Genomic DNA, 17,294 nt, shown 5'->3' with positions numbered 1-17,294 from the left:
AAACGACCCGCCAGCGGGAAGGCAGGTCATCGCTAGCGCCGCTGGGCATCGCACAAGCCGACACCCCAAGACCGACGCCAGTGCGTTGCATTGCAGGAGAACCCAATGACAAAAAAGCCAACCAATGGGCACGCGCCCGCCGGTAACGGCGCCCGTCGCCACCTTCGCTCGCAGGAATGGTTCAACAACCCGCATAACCCGGGCATGACGGCGCTCTATATGGAGCGCTATCTGAACTATGGCCTCACCCGCGCCGAGCTGCAGTCCGGCAAGCCGATCATCGGCATCGCCCAGACCGGCAACGACCTCTCCCCTTGCAACCGCCACCATATCGAGCTCGCCCACCGCGTCCGCGAGGGCATCCGCGAGGCCGGCGGCATCGCGATGGAATTCCCGACCCATCCCATTCAGGAGACCGGCAAGCGCCCGACCGCGGCGCTCGACCGCAACCTCGCCTATCTCGGCCTCGTCGAAATCCTTTACGGCTATCCGCTCGACGGCGTGGTGCTGACCACCGGCTGCGACAAGACCACGCCCGCCTGCATGATGGCGGCGGCGACCGTGAACCTGCCCGCGATCGTGCTGTCGGGCGGCCCGATGCTGAACGGCTGGCATGCCGGCGAGCGGACCGGCTCCGGCACCATCGTCTGGAAGTCGCGCGAGCGGCTTGCCGCCGGCGAGATCGACTATGAAGAGTTCATGGAGATCGTGGCGTCCTCGGCGCCCTCGGTCGGCCATTGCAACACCATGGGCACCGCCTCGACCATGAACGGGCTGGCCGAAGCGCTCGGCTTCTCGCTGCCGGGCTGTGCGGCGATCCCCGCCCCCTATCGCGAGCGCGGCCAGATCGCCTACGAGACCGGAAAGCGCATCGTCGAGATGGTCTGGGAGGACCTCAAGCCCTCGGACATCCTGACCCGCAAGGCGTTCGAGAACTGCATCGTGATCAATTCGGCGATCGGCGGCTCGACCAACGCACCGATCCACATCAACGCGCTGGCGCGCCACATCGGCGTCGAGCTCTCGATCGACGACTGGCAGAAGGTCGGCCACGACGTGCCGCTGCTGGTCAACATGCAGCCGGCCGGCTTCTATCTCGGCGAAGAATTCCACCGCGCCGGCGGCGTGCCGGCCGTGGTGCGCGAACTGATGAAGCACAAGCGCATCCACGAAGACGCGGTCACCGTGAACGGTCGCGGCATCGGCGAGAACTGCGCCAATGCGCCCACGCCCGACAACGACGTGATCTGGTCCTACGACAAGCCGCTGGTGAAGGACGCCGGCTTCCTGGTGCTGAAGGGCAATCTGTTCGATTCCGCGATCATGAAGACCAGCGTGATCTCCAAGGAATTCCGCGACCGCTATCTCAGCAAGCCTGGGGATCTCAACGCCTTCGAGGGCCGCGCCATCGTGTTCGAGGGTCCGGAGGATTATCACGCGCGGATCGACGATGCCTCGCTCGACATCGACGAGCGCTGCGTGCTGTTCATCCGCGGCACCGGCCCGATCGGCTATCCTGGCGGCGCCGAGGTCGTGAACATGCAGCCGCCGGCGGCGCTGATCAAACGCGGCATCCTGTCCCTGCCCTGCATCGGCGACGGCCGCCAGTCCGGTACCTCGGGCTCGCCGTCGATCCTGAATGCCTCGCCGGAAGCGGCCGCCAATGGCGGCCTCGCGATCCTCAAGACCGGTGACAAGGTCCGCATCGACCTCAACAAGGGCAGCGCCAACATCCTGATCTCGGACGACGAGCTGAAGAAGCGCCACGCCGAGCTCAAGGCCAATGGCGGCTTCAAGCATCCGCCGAACCAGACGCCGTGGCAGGAGATCTACCGCAGCACCGTCGGCCAGCAGTCGACCGGCGCCTGCATGGAGCTCGCCACGCGCTACCAGAACGTCGCCGGCACCTTTGGAGTGGCGCGGGATAATCACTGACACTGTCATTCCGGGGCGCGACGAAGTCGCGAGCCCGGAATCCATTGATCAACCGACGCTGTGGCCCGATGGATTCCGGGTTCGCGCAAAGAGGCGCGCCCCGGAATGACGACAAAAAATTCAAAGGAGAACAAGAAAATGGCAGACCGCCTCAAGGGAAAGCGCGCCGTCATCACGGCTGCGGCAGCAGGCATCGGGCGCGCATGCGCCATCGCATTCGCGCGTGAAGGCGCGACCGTGATCGCCACCGACATCAACGAGAGCGGCATCGCGGGCCTTGCCAAGGAAGGCATCGCCGAAACCGCAAAGCTCGACGTGCGCAACACCGCCGACGTCAATGCTTTTGCAAAACGCGTCGGCAAGATCGACATCCTGCTCAATGCGGCCGGCTTCGTGCACCACGGCACCATCCTGGAATGCTCGGAAGAGGATTTCGACTTTTCGTTCGACCTCAACGTCAAGTCGATGCACCGGACCATCAGGGCCTTCCTGCCGGACATGCTCGCGGGCGGCGGTGGCAGCATCGTCAACATCTCGTCCTGCGCCGCGCTGCGGCCGCCCGCCAACCGCTATGTCTATAGCGCGTCGAAGGCTGCGGTGTCGCTGCTGACCCGCGCGGTCGCGCTCGACTTCATCACCAAGGGCATCCGCTGCAACAGCATCTGCCCGGGCACCGTTGAGACGCCCTCGATGCTCGACCGCGCCGCCGCGCAAGGACCGCAGGGCAAGGAGATGTTCATCTCCCGCCAGAAGATGGGCCGGCTCGGCACCGCCGACGAGATCGCCTCCATGGCGGTCTATCTCGGCAGCGACGAGAGCGCGTTCACCACCGGCGTCGACCTCGTCGTCGACGGCGGCTACATGCTCTGATCACGTCTCGTCCCGAGGAGGCGCGACAAGCGCCGTCTCGAGGGACGGGCCACGGGCTCCATGGGTCGAGACGCGCGCCAAGCGCGCGCTCCTCACCGTGAGGGACAGATAGAGGGATTTTTCGATGAACAAGATCGACCTCAACGGCCGCGTCGCCATCGTCACCGGCGGCGCACAGGGCTTTGGCCGCGCCATCGTTCAGCGCTTCGCCGCCTCCGGCGCCAAGGTCGCGATCTGGGATTTCGACGCCGCGCTGGCCGAGAAGACGGCAAAGGAGATCGGCGGCGAGACCAGGGTGTTCAAGGTCGACGTCACCGACACCGCAGCCGTCGAGCAGGCCCGCGATGCGACGCTGGCCGCCTTCGGCAAGATCGACATCCTGGTCAACAATGCCGGCATCGCAGGCGTCAACAAGCCGGTCTGGGAGACTGACCTCGAGGAATGGCGCAAGGTGCTGCGCATCAACCTCGACGGCCCCTTCATCTGCTGCAAGGCGATCGTGCCGGAAATGCTCAAGCAGAAATACGGGCGGATCGTGAACATCGCCTCGATCGCCGGCAAGGAAGGCAATCCGAACGCCTCGCACTATTCGGCGTCCAAGGCCGGCCTGATCGCGCTGACGAAGTCGCTCGGCAAGGAGCTCGCCGCGCACGACATCCTCGTCAATGCGGTGACGCCGGCGGCGGCGAAGACCGCGATCTTCGACCAGATGACGCAGCAGCATATCGACTTCATGCTGTCGAAGATCCCGAAAGCGCGCTTCGTGCAGGTGGAAGAGCTCGCCGCGATGGTGAGCTGGCTCGCATCCGAAGATTGTGCCTTCTCCACCGGCGCGGTGTTTGATATTTCCGGTGGACGGGCGACCTACTGAAGCATTGGCCGCCCCTGGAAGGGGCGGACCATGCGGCTTGGTTGTCGGGATTTTGGGCGTCGGGATTTCGTGAAGCTCGCAGCGGGCGCAGGCGCGCTGCCGCTGCTGTCGTCGACGACGTTCGCGCAACTCTCGCCCAACCCGCCGAACATCCGCCCGCCCTCACCCGCCGAGCGCGGCGCCATGGCACGGCTCGCGCACAGCTTCATGGACAAGTACGGCGTGCCGGCACTCTCCGTTGCTATCGGCTATGCCGGCACTGTTGTCCATGAGGACGCCTTCGGTGTTGCCGATATCGAGCGGAACGAGGCCGTAACACCGCGGCATCTGTTCCGGATCGCCAGCGTCAGCAAGATGATCACCTCGGTCACGATCTTCCGCCTGATCGAGGAGAACCGCCTCAAGCTGGCGGATCGCGTGTTCGGCCCGGGCGCGTTGCTCGGCACCGATTACGGACAGCCGCCCTATTCCGCCGGCATCGACCAGATCACGCTCGAGCATCTGCTGACCCACACCGCCGGCGGCTGGAGCAACGACAACCGCGATCCCATGTTCACCCATCCGCGGATGGATCATGCCGAGCTGATCGCCTGGACGCTGGCCAACCGGCCGCTCGACCGCCCGCCGGGCCAGCACTACGCCTACTCCAATTTCGGCTATTGCGTGCTCGGGCGCGTGATCGAGAAGCTCACCGGCCAGCGGTATGCCGAGCACGTCCGCACCGATGTGCTCGCGCGCTGCGGCGTCACCGACATGACCATCGCGGGCAACACGCGCGAGCAGCGCCAGACCGGCGAGGTCGCCTATTACGGCCAGGGCGAAAATCCCTACGACATGAAAGTGAGGCGGATGGATTCCCATGGCGGCTGGATCGCGACGCCGGCGGATCTCGTGCAGTTCCTGATGCATGTCGACGGTTACACGAGACCCGCGAACATCCTGCGGCCGCGCACCATAGAGATCATGACCACCGCGCCCAGCTACAGCCCGGACTATGCCAAGGGTTTCTGTGTCAACAAGTCAGACAATTGGTGGCACAATGGCAGCCTGCCGGGCACGAGCACGATTGCCGTGCGCACCCATGGCGGCTTCTGCTGGGCAGCCTTCACCAACACAAGACGCGGGAATTCCAACATGGATGGCGATCTCGACAATCTCAACTGGAGCATGGCGCGCCAGGTCGGCGAATGGCGGGTGGCCTGACATGATCCGGGAAGGTGGATGCCTGTGCGGCGCGGTGCGGTTCAAGGCGGAGGGCGAGCCGCTCAACGTCCGCATCTGCCATTGCCGCTTGTGCCAGAAGGCGATGGGCTCGCCCTACTTCGCCCGCGCACAATTCGACCAGCGTGCGCTGACCGTCGAGGGCGAGACCGAGCGCTATGCCTCGTCCGAGAACATCGACCGCGTGTTCTGCAAGCGCTGCGGCACACGCCTGTTCGCCTGGCGACGCAACGGCACGCTGGCCGGTGTAGCACTCGCCACCTTCGACGACCGCAACGCCTTCGCGCCGACCGAGCACATCTGGGTGTCGGAGAAGCTCGCCTGGCTGAAGCTCGACGACGGCCTGATACAATATCAGACGACGATTCCTGCATGAATTTGCACGACTGCACGGCGGGGGCGGTCCGCCGGTCATTTGCGGCGTGGTATTTCGGAACCGGCCACCCTATCTTGAGCTGAAGCGTTGCTGCACCGCCGGTTGGCTGGGACGGCTGCAAGGCCGCAGGCAAACCGGGACGGACGAGCCGTGAACATTTCCCTTTATGACCTTTCGGTGTGGGTGCTGCCGCTGGTGCTCGCCATCACCTTCCACGAGGCGGCGCACGCCTTCGTCGCGCACCGGCTCGGTGACAACACGGCCTGGCAGCTCGGCCGCGTCAGCTTCAATCCGCTCCGCCACATCGACCCTTTCGGTACCCTGATCCTGCCGGCAATGCTGCTGTTTGCGCATTCGCCATTCCTGTTCGGCTACGCCAAGCCGGTGCCGGTGAATTTCCGCAAGCTCAACAACCCCAGGCTCGACATGGTCTGGGTGGCGCTGGCCGGGCCCGCGACCAACATCCTGCTGGCGCTGGCGGCGGCTCTCACCCTCCACGCCCTGCCCTTGGCGCCGGCGGGGTCCGCGCAGTGGATCTTCGACAATCTCAAGAATGCGCTGCTGATTAACGCCGTCCTGGCCGTCTTCAACATGATGCCGATCCCGCCGCTCGACGGCGGGCGCGTCGCGGTCGGGCTGCTGCCACGGCCGCTCGCCCTGCCGCTGGCCCGGCTGGAGCCGTTCGGTATGCTGATCCTGATCGGCCTGTTGATCCTGCTGCCGCTTGCGGGCTCGCAGTTCGGTCTAAATCTTGATGTTATTTCAGCAATACTGCGAACGTTGACCGGTTATGTGATTCAGGCTGTTCTCTTCCTGACCGGCAACGCGTAGTTGAACTACGACACCCGAACACAAGCCGAAGGGCCAGAGGCCGACTTGGTCAAAGCTGCCGATATGCTGATCGCGCGACGCGCCGACACCCGAGCCCGCGCCGATTTTGCCACCTGGAAGATGATGGCCAAGCTCAACGGGTCGTCCGCGCTGCCGCCGGAAGCCCAGGAGTTCCTCGCGAGCTACAAGAACCTGCTGGCGCAGATGAGCGAGGGCGAGGCTACCGAAGCCACCATCGGCGCGATCTACCGGGCCTATTATGCCGAGATGGGCGGCGCCGGAACCCCGCCCGACGTCCGCACCCGCCCGCCTGAAACGGCGGCGGACAATGTTACCGCTTTCCGCCGTCCGGCACCGAAGCCGAAGAGGTCTGCCGCCTTCGGGGCGACGACACTCGGTGGAACCCAGAAGCGACCGCTTCCGGTGGCGCTGATCTTCGCCTGCCTGGTCGTGGTCTATGTCGGAATCCGGCTCTACTGGCGCTGAGCCGTCTTCTTCTTTTTCTTCTCGTCCGGCGGCTTGAAGATGATGGGGACCGTGCGCTCGATCCGGTCCTCGGTCAGCGCGGCGGGCGGTGTCGGGAAAGGATCGGATTTGTGGACCATGGAGATCGCGGCGGCATCGTAAGCCGCATCTCCGGACGACTCCACGACGTCAACCGAGATCACGTTCCCCCGTCGGTTGAGCGCGAAGCTCACCTTGACCGTCTGGTTATTGGGCTCCTTGCCCTCCGGGTTGACCTTGTGCGCAGATAGGTGCGCGCTGATCTTACGGTTCCAGTCGGCCGTCAGCTTCAGGATGTCCTTGCCGATGCCGAGAACCGGCGCCATCGCCTTCTCGGCCTCGCGCGTGGCGTCTTCAAAGGTTTGGCGCTCCATGGCGACCGACTTCTGCGATGCCTCCATGGCCGGCGTTTCGACGGCGGCCACCTTCGGATCGTCGTCCTGCTCCTTCTTCGGCTTGTTCTCGGTGACGAGGCGATCGGGATCCTCGGCCTGTTGCGGCCGATCCTGTGGAAGATCCGTCTCCTTGACCTCGGCCTTCTGCTCGGGCAGCGCCGGGCGCTCTTCCTGCTCCTCAGAGTCCGTCGGCCCGGGTGCCCTGTCGGACTCCTGAACCGGCGGCGACGTCATCTCGACCGCGAACTCCGCTCCCGCAGCGCCCAGCCCCTCGTCGCCATCGTCGGCCCGCAGGTTCGCGAGCGCCAGCGCGGCCCCGCCCAAATGGAGCGCGAGCGCCGCAACCGCCGCCAAAATCCAAAGCCGCCGGGCTGGTCTGGGTTCGAGTTCGACGTCGGACATGACGCCCCCTATGGCTGCGCCGCGCCAGCGGCGGCCGATCCCGCCGCCGTGGGCGGGCCTTCGAGCGCAACCAGCTTCACCCGCGTGTAGCCGCCGGAGCGCAACAGCTCCATGACGCCCATCAACTCGCCATAGGGCACGGAGCGATCGGCACGCAGGAAGACGTACTTGTCCTTGCTCATGTCGGACAGCCCGTCGAGCGTGCCGATCAGCTCGGCGCGGTGGACGGAATCCTCTCCGATGGCGAGCGTCAGATCGCGCTTGATGCTGAGATAGGTCGGCTTGTCCGGCTTCTTCTGCGGCGTCGAGCTCGACGTCGGCAGATCGATCGGCAGATCGACCGTCGAGAGCGGGGCTGCGACCATGAAGATGATCAGCAGCACCAGGATGACGTCGATGAACGGCGTGACGTTGATGTCATGCGTTTCCGAGAAGTCGTCGTCATCATCGTTGTCTGCGAGCGAAACGGCCATGGTTCACTCCGCCGCGCGCGAATGCACGCTGCCGTGGCTGCGATCGAGATCGCGCGAGAGCAGCCGCCCCGCCGCGCCCGAGGCACGGCTGACGAGCTCGAGATAGCTCTTCGTCACGCGCGAGAAGTGATTGTAGATGATGACCGCAGGGATCGCGGCGACGAGGCCGATCGCGGTGGCGAGCAGCGCCTCGGCGATGCCGGGCGCGACCACGGCGAGGTTCGTGGTCTGCGACTTCGAGATGCCGATGAAGCTGTTCATGATGCCCCAGACCGTGCCGAACAGGCCGACGAAGGGCGACGTGGAGCCGATGGTCGCGAGCACGCCCATGCCGATGCGGATGCGCCGCGCCTCCGCGCGCACGATCTCGGAAAAGCTCGAGGCCGCGCGCTCCTTGATGCCGGCATCGCTGGACAGGCCGGCCGACATCCGTGCCTCGCGCAGCGCTGCCGCCAGGAAGGACGGCAGGATGCCCTCCTTGGTGCCGAGCGCCATCTGCGCTTCAGCGAGCGACCGTGCCTCCGAGATCTTCTTCAGCGCCGAGCGAAGCCTGCCGGACGCGACCGACAGCTCGATCGACTTGGCGATGAGGACGGTCCAGGTCATCAGCGATGCGAAGGCGAGCCCGATCATCACCGCCTTCACGATGACGTCCGCCGACATGAACATCACCCAGGGCGACAATTCCTTCATGGCCGGCGCGGTAGCGGACGCGGCGTCGGGCTTCGCAGTCGCCGGAGCGATGGCTGCGGGGGATGCCGTCGCTGCCGCGGGAGCGGTCGCCGTCGAGGCCGCAGGCGCCGGGACGGCAGGCGCGGGCGTCGATGGTGCCGCTGGGACCGGGCTGATCGGAGCCGGCCGGGCCGTAGACTGTGCCGGGGCCGCAGGCGGGGTCTGTGTCTGGGCAGAAACCGGAGATGCGAGCCAGGCGGCCGCCAGCATCAAGACTGCGGCACGGCTTGCTTGGAAGGACATGATCTTCATACTTCGGCCCAGTAGCGAATGAGGTTGTGATAGATACCCGTCAATTTGACCGTTTCGGGATCGTCACGCCCGAGCCGTTCCACCAGCGCCTGTATCGCGGTGTCGAGGTCAAAGATCATGCTCCGGGCTTGATCGTCCCGTATCATGCTCTGAAGCCAGAAGAAAGATGCAACCCGCGCTCCCCGGGTCACCGGCGTCACCAGATGCAGGCTGGTCGAGGGATAGAGCACGCAGTCGCCGGCTGGCAACTTGACTTCGTGCGAGCCGTAGGTGTCCTCGATCACAAGTTCGCCACCGTCATACTCGTCCGGCTCGGCGAGGAACAGCGTGACCGACAGGTCTGTGCGGATGCGAAGGCCGGTCAGGCGGTCGCCGCGGATCGCATTGTCGACATGCAGGCCGAAATGGTGACCGCTGGTCGCCGCATAGCGGTTGAACAGCGGCGGGAATATCTGAAGCGGGATCGCCGCCGCGATGAAGCGCGGGTTCGACGTCAGCGCCGAGATGATCCGGTTGCCGAGCTTGCGCGCGACCTCGCTGTCCGGCGGCAATTGCTCGTTGCGCTTGACCATGGCCGACTGCGAGCCGGCAGTGGAGCGGCCGTCCTCCCATGCGCTGGCGTCCATGATGCGGCGGAAATCCGCCACATCATCCTTGCTGAGAACGTTTTCGATGCATGTCAGCATGAAACTGATTATCGCTCCATCAGTAGCGCGCCGAGAGCACCACATAGGCGGCACGGCCCGGAGCCTCCAGCACGAACGGTGCCGCGCTCTGGTACAACGCGTCGTAGTAGCGCTTGTCGAAGATGTTGTTCACGAACAGCTTGACCTGCCAGTTCTTGTTGATCTTGGCCTCCGCGAACATGTCGAAACGCCAATAGCTCGGAATCGACGTGCCCTGGTTGGCCGCGAGCAAAGTGCCGCCGTAAATCTTCGAACGGTAGACCGCCTGCCCACCCAGTTCCCAGACGTCGGTGAGCTGGTACTTCGTCAGCAAGCTGAAGGACTCATGCGCGATGTTGGCGAGCGGACGCCCGACATTGGTCGGATACAGCGCCTTGTTGGCCGACGGCGCCAGCGACTGCGTCACTTCCGACTGCATCAGCACGAGACCGCCAAACACGCTCCACTTGTCGGTGATCTTGCCGCCGACGCCGAGATCGATGCCGCGGATGCGGTAGGCTGCTCCAGCGGTGATACACGATATATTGCCAGTCGTTCCGGTCGGATAGACGCATCCCAAAGGAGCTGCAGCGGCCGCACTGCCCACGTTCTGCGACTCGCGTGCGTTCTCTTTCGTCGTCTGGAACAACGCTGCGGTCAGAAGCAGATGACGATCGAACAGCTCCCACTTGGTGCCGAGTTCGATGGCCTTGTTCTTCTCGGGGCCGAATATCTGCGTATTGCCGCCCGGCAGGTTCGGGTTGAGGCCGCCATAGGCTGTGCTGGTGCCGTCGAATTCGGCACCAACCGGGTTCGCCGAGGTCGCATACGCCACATAGACACTGCCGTTCGGTGCCGGCTTCAACGTCAGGCCGAGGTTGAAGTTCGGAATTAGAAACTCCGCCGATTGCTGGCCAGGACTGCCGAGCTTCCGCGTGTTGATGCTGTAGTCATCATAGCGGAACCCGCCGTTCAGGATCACCAAGTCACGATAGTTTGCGCTATCCATGACGTAGCCGCTGACGGTGTCGATGCCGATCTTGGTGGGACTTCCGGTGAGGCTCGGAATCCCGAAGGGAAGATTGGTATATTGCGGAGCGAACACGCTGACGTCGGTCTTCGATCCGCTGCCGCTGAAGGGCGTGCCGGTCGTCAGCTCCGAGCTGAGGCCGGTATAACTGTCGATCGACGATCTCTCGCGATCATACTCGACACCGCCGAGCAAGGTGTGCCTGAAGCCTACATCGTCGTTGAACTTGTAAGTTGCCTCGGTCTGGTTGGCGAACACGTCCGTGACCTGGAATCGGCTCTGCGGATTTGCACTCAGCGTCGAGGCCGAGAGCGGATCGACAAGCTTCGGCGCTTCAGGAAGCGTACCGATGTAATTCTGCGTCGAGCGGGACGCGCGGATCTTGTTGCTGATCATCAGATCGGGGGTGATCTGCACTTCCGCGTTGATCGTGCCGATGTCCTGGCCGGTCCGGAAGAAGTCACGGTTGACGAAGCCGTACCAGTTATTGCGATTGGCGCCGAAGTCCGGAAACGGACCGCCGGCAGTCGACGTCGTGCTAGGCCGATAATATGGCACGCCAAAATCCGGGCGGCCGGTCAGCTCGGTGTGAATGTAGTTGCCGGTGACCTTGACCGTATCGGTCGGCGTCCAGGTCGTGGCGACGAAGGCGCCGTTTCGATTGTCGGTGACGTAGTCGCGGCCGGCGACATTGGCATCCTGGAACAGGCCGCCGACGCGGACGGCGAGCGTCGGGTCGATCACCTGATTGACGTCGAGTGTGACACGCTTGGTCTGGTCGGTGCCAAACGTGGTGTCCATGTTGTAGAAGCTCTTTGCCGTCGTCGCCTGCTTGGTGACGATGTTGATCGCACCACCGGCGACACCGCGGCCGGAGAAGGTCGAGCCGGGACCGCGCAGGATCTCGACCTGCTCGGTGAAGAAGTTCTCGCGCACACTGACGCCGGAATCGCGCACGCCATCGATGAAGATGTCGTTGCGCGCGTCGAAGCCGCGGATGAAGAAGCGGTCACCGAATGCATTGCCGCCCTCGCCCGACCCGAGCGTCACGCCAGCCGTGCTGAGAATCGCCTGTTTCAGCGTCGTGGCGTTCTTGTCCTCGAGCACTTCCTTGCTGAGAACCGTGATCGACTTCGGCGTATCGACCAATTTCTCCGGAAACTTGCCCCCGGCCTGCACGTGATCGACCTTGTAGGGCGCGGCCGGATCGGCATAGGGATCCGCGTCGGCGGGTCCGGAGGGCGTCGCCGGAGCAGCCTGCTGGGCCTGCTGGCGCGGCGCGGCGCGGCGAAGCGCGTTGCGGGCGCGGACCTGATCCGGCGTGGGCTTCGAGGCCGTCGGGCGCGGACGCTGGACCGGAGCATCGACCGTCACCGGCGGCAGGTTCGACTGCTGCGCCTCTGCGCCGCTCGACACCGACGCCGCCGCGATCAGGCTTGCGACTGCCGAGACCTTCTTGCCGGAAATGCCCGCGGACTTTTCATACGCCAGATCGAATGCTGCGACCGAACGCAACGACTTCGGTGCGACCACCTGCCCCATTACAACACGCCCCATCTTCATGTCCGCTCATTCACTTCGATGAGCGATTGGGCTGTTGGTATCGACGGCAAAATAGTGGGTCAATGCGGGCAAGCCGCGAGAACGCTTGAATAAGTCCAGATCAAAACGATTCTAATCTACAGTTTCAAACGGTTCTAAAGTGAAATTGGAGTCGTTCTAAAACGAGCGCGAAAAAAGCCGCGAAATCAACGATCGCGTGCGCAGCGTCAATCGCTGCTCGGCGGCTTCATCAGCGAGAACAATTCGTCGACAGTCTTCTGCGCGACGGCACGCACACGATCGGTGTTGTCCATGCCGGCGATGTTGACTCCCTTCACCACCGCCTTGATCTCGTCGCGGAAGTCGGTGAGGAAGCGCAAGGGGTCGCGCTGCTCGTTGGCGACGCGGGCGATCAATCCCGTGATCAGAATCTGACACGCGATCAGCTTGCCGTTCAATTCGTCCATCCTGCGCTCCCGTTGTGGCGCGCCGATATGAACGATGCCGATTTTCCTGACAACCGAAACACCGCCCGCGCGATTTAGAACCGTTCTCGGAACGCGCACATCCCGACGCTCCTGCCCGGGTGTTGCGCCAGCCTCGTTCCCAACTCGCCGCGGCCACCCACACCGGCTACGGGCATTGCCTCATTTTTGCACGCTGATCGCTCGCGGCGGGAAAATGCAGCACTGCACACCGGCGCGCCAGCGAGTTGCCTAAGCCGTGCAAAGCTTTCCAATTGTTTAGGATTCCCGATCGATAGTGCTGTTTACACTGGAACTTGGCGTGTATTATACAAGCGCCTTGGAACCCAATGATTGCCCCACAATTCGTAAATGAGGGCACAAGAGCCGACACGAGCCGATATGAAAAAAACACGGCCGATCCTCTGGATTCTGATCATCGCGGCCGTGGCCTCCGCGGGTTACTATGGTTGGCAGAAATTCGGCTCGCCGAATGCCGGAAAAACCCAGACGGCACAAAAAGGTCCGCCCCGCGCCCCCGCCGTTCCCGTGAGCGTTGCGCCGGTCCAGAAGGTCGATTTCCCGGTCTACCTGACCGGTCTCGGCACGGTTCAGGGTTTCAACACCGTCCAGGTCCGGCCCCGGGTTGACGGCCAGATCGACAGGATCGCCTTTACCGAAGGCCAGATCGTCAAAGAGGGCGAGCTTCTGGTCTCGATCGATCCCCGTCCCTATCAAGCCGCGCTCGACCAGGCCAAGGCCAAGAAGGCGCAGGACGAGGCAAATCTGGCGAACGCCAATCTCGAGCTCCAGCGCGCCATGAAGCTCGGCGAATTCGCCACCGCGCAGCGGGTCGACACCCAGCGCTCCACTGTCGCCCAGCTCACCGCCCAGATCGCCGCCGACGACGCCGCGATCTCCAATGCCCAGACCCAGCTCGACTACACCCAGATCAAGGCGCCGATCACCGGCGTCGCCGGCCTGCGCCAGGTCGACGTCGGCAACATCGTCAACGCCTCGACGCAGACGGGTATCGTCACGATCTCGCAGGTCGAGCCGATCTCGGTGATCTTCACCGCGCCTGAAGATCAGCTCGCCTATATCAGCGAGGGCCAGAAGGCCGGGGCACTCAAGGTGATCGCGTTCACCACCGACGGCAAGAAGACACTGGCCGAGGGCAAGCTCGCCGTCATCAACAACCAGGTCGACACGACCAGCGGGACGATCCGGCTCAAGGCGGTGTTCGACAACAAGGACCACACGCTGTGGCCGGGACAGTCGGTCTCGACGCGGCTTCTGGTGCGGACGCTGAAGGACGCGACGGTGGTCCCGGATGATGCGGTCCAGCATTCGACCAACGGCCTTTACGCCTATACCGTCAATCAGGACAACAAGGCCGAAGTGCACAAGGTCAAGGTCAGCTACGCGATCGACGGACGTTCGGTCGTCGACGAAGGCCTCGCGCCGGGGCAGCAGGTGATCACCGGTGGCCAGTTCAAGGTGCAGCCCGGAAGCCTCGTCTCGACGGCGGTGGCGAGTTCGGATCCGGCCCAGAACAAGGTTCGACAGGAATGAACGCGGGCGGGATTTCGGCACCTTTCATCCGTTATCCCATCGGCACCTCGCTGCTGATGGCGGGCATTCTCTTTGTCGGTCTCGTCGCCTATCCCCTGCTCCCGGTCGCGCCGCTGCCGCAGGTGGACTTTCCGACCATCCAGATCACCGCCAACCTGCCGGGCGGCAGCCCCGAAACCATGGCCTCGTCGGTGGCGCAGCCGCTGGAGCGCCAGTTCGCCCAGATCCCCGGCATCGCCCAGATGACCTCGACAAGCTATCTGGGCACCGCGTCGATCACCATCCAGTTCGACCTCAACCGCAGCATCGACGGCGCGGCCAATGACGTGCAGGGCGCCATCAACGCCGCCAGTGGCCAACTGCCGAAGAATCTTCCCTCGCCGCCGACCTATCGCAAGGTCAACCCGGCCGACGCGCCGATCCTGCTGCTGTCGGCGACCTCGGAGACGCTGCCTCTGACCAGCGTCAGTGACGCAGTCGACGCCCAGCTCGCCCAACAGATCAGCCAGCTCTCCGGCGTCGCGCAGGTGTTCATCGGCGGCCAGCAGAAGCCGTCCATCCGCATTCAGGTCGATCCGGCGAAACTCGTCGCCAAGGGCCTATCGATGGAGGACGTGCGCAGCCAGATCGCGATCACCACGGTCGACAGCCCCAAGGGCAATATCGACGGCGACAAGCGCGCCTACACGATCTACGCCAACGATCAGCTCACCCAGTCCAAGGACTGGAACGACGTCATCATCGCCTATCGCAACGGCGGTCCGTTGCGGATCCGCGACATCGGCCAGGCGGTCAGCGGCGCCGAAGATGCCAAGCAGGCGGCCTGGGCCAACGGCAAGCGCGGCGTGTTCCTGGTGATATTCAAGCAGCCAGGCGCCAACGTCATCGAGACCGTCGACAAGATCAAGGCGACCTTGCCCCGCCTCGTGGCGGCGATTCCGCCCGCGATCAAGATCGAGCTCATCAGCGACCGCACCACGACCATCCGCGCCGCAGTCGAGGACGTGCAGTTCACACTGCTGCTGACCATCGCCCTCGTGGTCATGGTCATCTTCATCTTCCTGCGCAGCTTCTGGGCGACCGTCATTCCCACCATCACGGTTCCACTGGCGCTATTGGGCGCGTGCGCCCTGATGTGGGTCGTCGGCTATTCACTCGACAATCTGTCGCTGATGGCACTCACGATCGCAGTCGGATTTGTTGTCGACGACGCCATCGTGATGCTCGAGAACATCACCCGCTACATCGAGGAAGGCGAATCGCCGATGGCGGCCGCCTTCAAGGGTTCGAAGGAAATCGGCTTCACGATCGTCTCGATCAGCATCTCGCTGGTCGCGGTGCTGATCCCGCTGCTGCTGATGGGCGGCATCATCGGCCGTCTGTTCCGCGAGTTCGCCGTCGTGCTGGCGATGACCATCTTCGTCTCGATGTTCGTGTCGCTGACGCTGACGCCGATGATGGCCTCGCGCTTCCTGCGCGCCCATGGCGAGGTGACCCACGGCAAGTTCTACCAATGGAGCGAGCGCGCCTTTGACGGGATGCTGCGGGGCTACGAATACATCCTCGATCATGCCCTGGCCTGGCGCCGTACCACGCTCACGATCTTCTTCGCCACGCTTGGCCTGTCGATCTACCTGTTCGTCCTGATCCCGAAGGGCTTCTTCCCGCAGCAGGATGTCGGCCTCATCACGGCGACCTCCGAAGCCTCGCAGGACATCTCGTTCAAGGAGATGGTGAGACGCCAGGAGCAACTGGGCAAGATCATCCTGGCCGATCCCGACGTTGCCAGCGTTGCCATGTCGATCGGCGGCAGCGGCCGCGCCGGCAACAACGGCAACCTGTTCATCACGCTGAAACCTCGCAACCAGCGCGAGGCATCGGCCCAGCAGATCATCGCGCGACTGCGTCCGCAGTTCGACAAGGTCGAAGGCGCCCGCCTCTACATGCAGGCGGCCCAGGACGTCCGGCTCGGCGGCCGGCCGACCCGCACGCAGTTCGAGTTCACCCTGCAGGATGCCGATCTCGGCGAGCTCAACGACTGGGCACCGAAGATCCTCGCCAAGATGCAGACGCTGCCGGAGCTGCGCGACGTCGCGACCGACCAGCAGACGCAGGGCACCACGGTCCAGCTCAAGATCAACCGCGACACCGCCTCACGCTACGGCATCCAGCCGCAGCTGATCGACGACACGCTGTACGACGCCTTCGGACAGCGCCAGGTCACGCAGTATTTCACCCAGCTCAACACCTACAAGGTGATCCTCGAGATCCTGCCGGAGATGCAGGGCAGTCTCGAGAGCCTGAACAAGCTCTATCTGAAATCGCCTTTGACCGGCGACCAGGTGCCGCTGTCGACCTTCGCGACCTGGACCACCGATCCGGTCCGCCCGCTCTCGATCAGCCACCAGGGCCAGTTTCCGGCGATCACCATCAGCTTCAACCTCGCCCAGGGCGTCGCGCTCGGCCAAGCCACCGAAGCCGTGCAGAAGGCGATGGCCGATCTCGGCGCGCCGCCGACGCTGAACTCGAGCTTCCAAGGCACTGCGCAGGCGTTCCAGCAGTCGCTCGGCACCGTGCCGCTGCTGATCCTCGCCGCGCTCGTCGTGGTCTATCTGATCCTCGGCATCCTCTACGAGAGCTACATCCATCCGATCACCATCCTGTCGACCCTGCCCTCGGCCGGCGTCGGTGCGCTCCTGATCCTGATGGCGTCCGGTTTCGATTTCAGCCTCATTGCATTGATCGGAATCATCCTCCTGATCGGCATCGTGAAGAAGAACGGCATCATGATGGTCGACTTCGCCATCGCCGCGGAACGCGACGAGCACAAGACGCCGGCGGAATCGATCCGCCAGGCTGCGCTGCTGCGCTTCCGCCCGATCATGATGACGACGATGGCGGCACTGCTCGGCGGCGTGCCGCTGATGCTCGGCCACGGCACCGGCGCCGAGATCCGCCAGCCGCTCGGCTACGCCATGGTCGGCGGGCTGATCGTCAGCCAGGCGCTGACGCTGTTCACCACCCCGGTGGTCTATCTCTATCTCGACGAGCTCAACAATTGGTTCTCGGGCTGGGGCCGTTCGGATGACGGCGAAGGCCACGAGGCACCCGCGCGCGGCACCGTCAAGCAGGCCGCCGAGTAAGCTTGCGCCGCTG

General features: G+C 64.1%; 15 protein-coding genes. 9 read left to right on the top strand and 6 right to left on the bottom strand.

Going from position 1 to position 17,294, the window contains the following annotated elements:
* Nucleotides 1–105 precede the first annotated feature (105 nt).
* The 7 genes from BJA_RS19410 (at nt 106) to BJA_RS19380 (ending at nt 6,590) form a co-directional block, all read left to right on the top strand.
* Nucleotides 106–1,935 (top strand): IlvD/Edd family dehydratase, encoded by a 1,830-nt coding sequence (locus BJA_RS19410; protein ID WP_011086692.1) that lies wholly within the window; start codon nt 106–108, stop codon nt 1,933–1,935.
* A 138-nt stretch (nt 1,936–2,073) separates the two neighbouring features.
* Nucleotides 2,074–2,805: an SDR family oxidoreductase gene (locus tag BJA_RS19405; RefSeq protein ID WP_038966876.1), complete on the top strand. Its 732-nt coding sequence runs from the start codon at nt 2,074–2,076 to the stop codon at nt 2,803–2,805.
* A 124-nt stretch (nt 2,806–2,929) separates the two neighbouring features.
* A complete protein-coding gene (locus tag BJA_RS19400; protein ID WP_011086690.1) occupies nt 2,930–3,676 on the top strand; it encodes an SDR family NAD(P)-dependent oxidoreductase in 747 nt (248 codons plus the stop codon).
* A 69-nt stretch (nt 3,677–3,745) separates the two neighbouring features.
* Entirely contained in the window at nt 3,746–4,879 is a 1,134-nt protein-coding gene (locus BJA_RS19395) for a serine hydrolase domain-containing protein (protein WP_236842239.1), read from the top strand.
* A gap of 1 nt (nt 4,880) precedes the next feature.
* Complete coding sequence (locus tag BJA_RS19390) at nt 4,881–5,273, top strand: GFA family protein (RefSeq protein WP_011086688.1); 393 nt, start codon at nt 4,881–4,883, stop codon at nt 5,271–5,273.
* Nucleotides 5,274–5,423: 150 nt separating this feature from the next.
* On the top strand, nt 5,424–6,104 hold the full coding sequence (locus tag BJA_RS19385) for a site-2 protease family protein (RefSeq protein WP_011086687.1): 681 nt from the start codon (nt 5,424–5,426) through the stop codon (nt 6,102–6,104).
* Nucleotides 6,105–6,167: 63 nt separating this feature from the next.
* Nucleotides 6,168–6,590: a hypothetical protein gene (locus tag BJA_RS19380; protein WP_011086686.1), complete on the top strand. Its 423-nt coding sequence runs from the start codon at nt 6,168–6,170 to the stop codon at nt 6,588–6,590.
* Here the strand turns inward: BJA_RS19380 and BJA_RS19375 are convergent.
* The 6 genes from BJA_RS19375 to BJA_RS19350 all read right to left on the bottom strand — a co-directional run bounded on the left by BJA_RS19375 (nt 6,578) and on the right by BJA_RS19350 (nt 12,566).
* The gene (locus tag BJA_RS19375) at nt 6,578–7,405 is read right to left on the bottom strand and encodes an energy transducer TonB family protein (RefSeq protein WP_011086685.1); all 828 of its coding nucleotides are present in this window, start codon (nt 7,403–7,405) and stop codon (nt 6,578–6,580) included. The two genes, BJA_RS19380 and BJA_RS19375, sit on opposite strands and share 13 nt — an antisense overlap.
* An 8-nt stretch (nt 7,406–7,413) precedes the next feature.
* Nucleotides 7,414–7,878, bottom strand: a complete 465-nt coding sequence (exbD, locus tag BJA_RS19370; protein WP_011086684.1) for a TonB system transport protein ExbD — start codon at nt 7,876–7,878, stop codon at nt 7,414–7,416.
* A 3-nt stretch (nt 7,879–7,881) separates the two neighbouring features.
* Nucleotides 7,882–8,862: a tonB-system energizer ExbB gene (exbB, locus tag BJA_RS19365; protein WP_011086683.1), complete on the bottom strand. Its 981-nt coding sequence runs from the start codon at nt 8,860–8,862 to the stop codon at nt 7,882–7,884.
* Nucleotides 8,859–9,548, bottom strand: coding sequence for a Fe2+-dependent dioxygenase (locus BJA_RS19360; protein ID WP_011086682.1), 690 nt, complete (start codon nt 9,546–9,548; stop codon nt 8,859–8,861). The genes exbB and BJA_RS19360 overlap by 4 nt, the downstream gene beginning before the upstream one ends.
* Nucleotides 9,549–9,567: 19 nt before the next feature.
* On the bottom strand, nt 9,568–12,099 hold the full coding sequence (locus BJA_RS19355) for a TonB-dependent receptor (RefSeq protein ID WP_011086681.1): 2,532 nt from the start codon (nt 12,097–12,099) through the stop codon (nt 9,568–9,570).
* Nucleotides 12,100–12,326: 227 nt separating this feature from the next.
* Nucleotides 12,327–12,566 carry a hypothetical protein gene (locus tag BJA_RS19350; protein ID WP_028170951.1) on the bottom strand — a complete coding sequence of 80 codons (240 nt, stop codon included), beginning with the start codon at nt 12,564–12,566 and terminating at the stop codon, nt 12,327–12,329.
* 399 nt (nt 12,567–12,965) lie between these two features.
* On the opposite strand from BJA_RS19350, the gene BJA_RS19345 reads away from it, so the two are divergent.
* A complete protein-coding gene (locus BJA_RS19345) occupies nt 12,966–14,138 on the top strand; it encodes an efflux RND transporter periplasmic adaptor subunit (protein ID WP_038966871.1) in 1,173 nt (390 codons plus the stop codon).
* Nucleotides 14,135–17,281 carry a multidrug efflux RND transporter permease subunit gene (locus tag BJA_RS19340; RefSeq protein WP_011086679.1) on the top strand — a complete coding sequence of 1,049 codons (3,147 nt, stop codon included), beginning with the start codon at nt 14,135–14,137 and terminating at the stop codon, nt 17,279–17,281. Before BJA_RS19345 ends, BJA_RS19340 begins: the two co-directional genes overlap by 4 nt.
* Nucleotides 17,282–17,294 lie beyond the last annotated feature (13 nt).

The sequence above is a fragment of the Bradyrhizobium diazoefficiens USDA 110 genome, from assembly GCF_000011365.1.
Classification (GTDB): Bacteria; Pseudomonadota; Alphaproteobacteria; order Rhizobiales; family Xanthobacteraceae; genus Bradyrhizobium; species Bradyrhizobium diazoefficiens.
The sequence above is the reverse complement of the archived record's forward strand: the minus strand, read 5'-3'. Positions and strand labels throughout refer to the sequence as shown.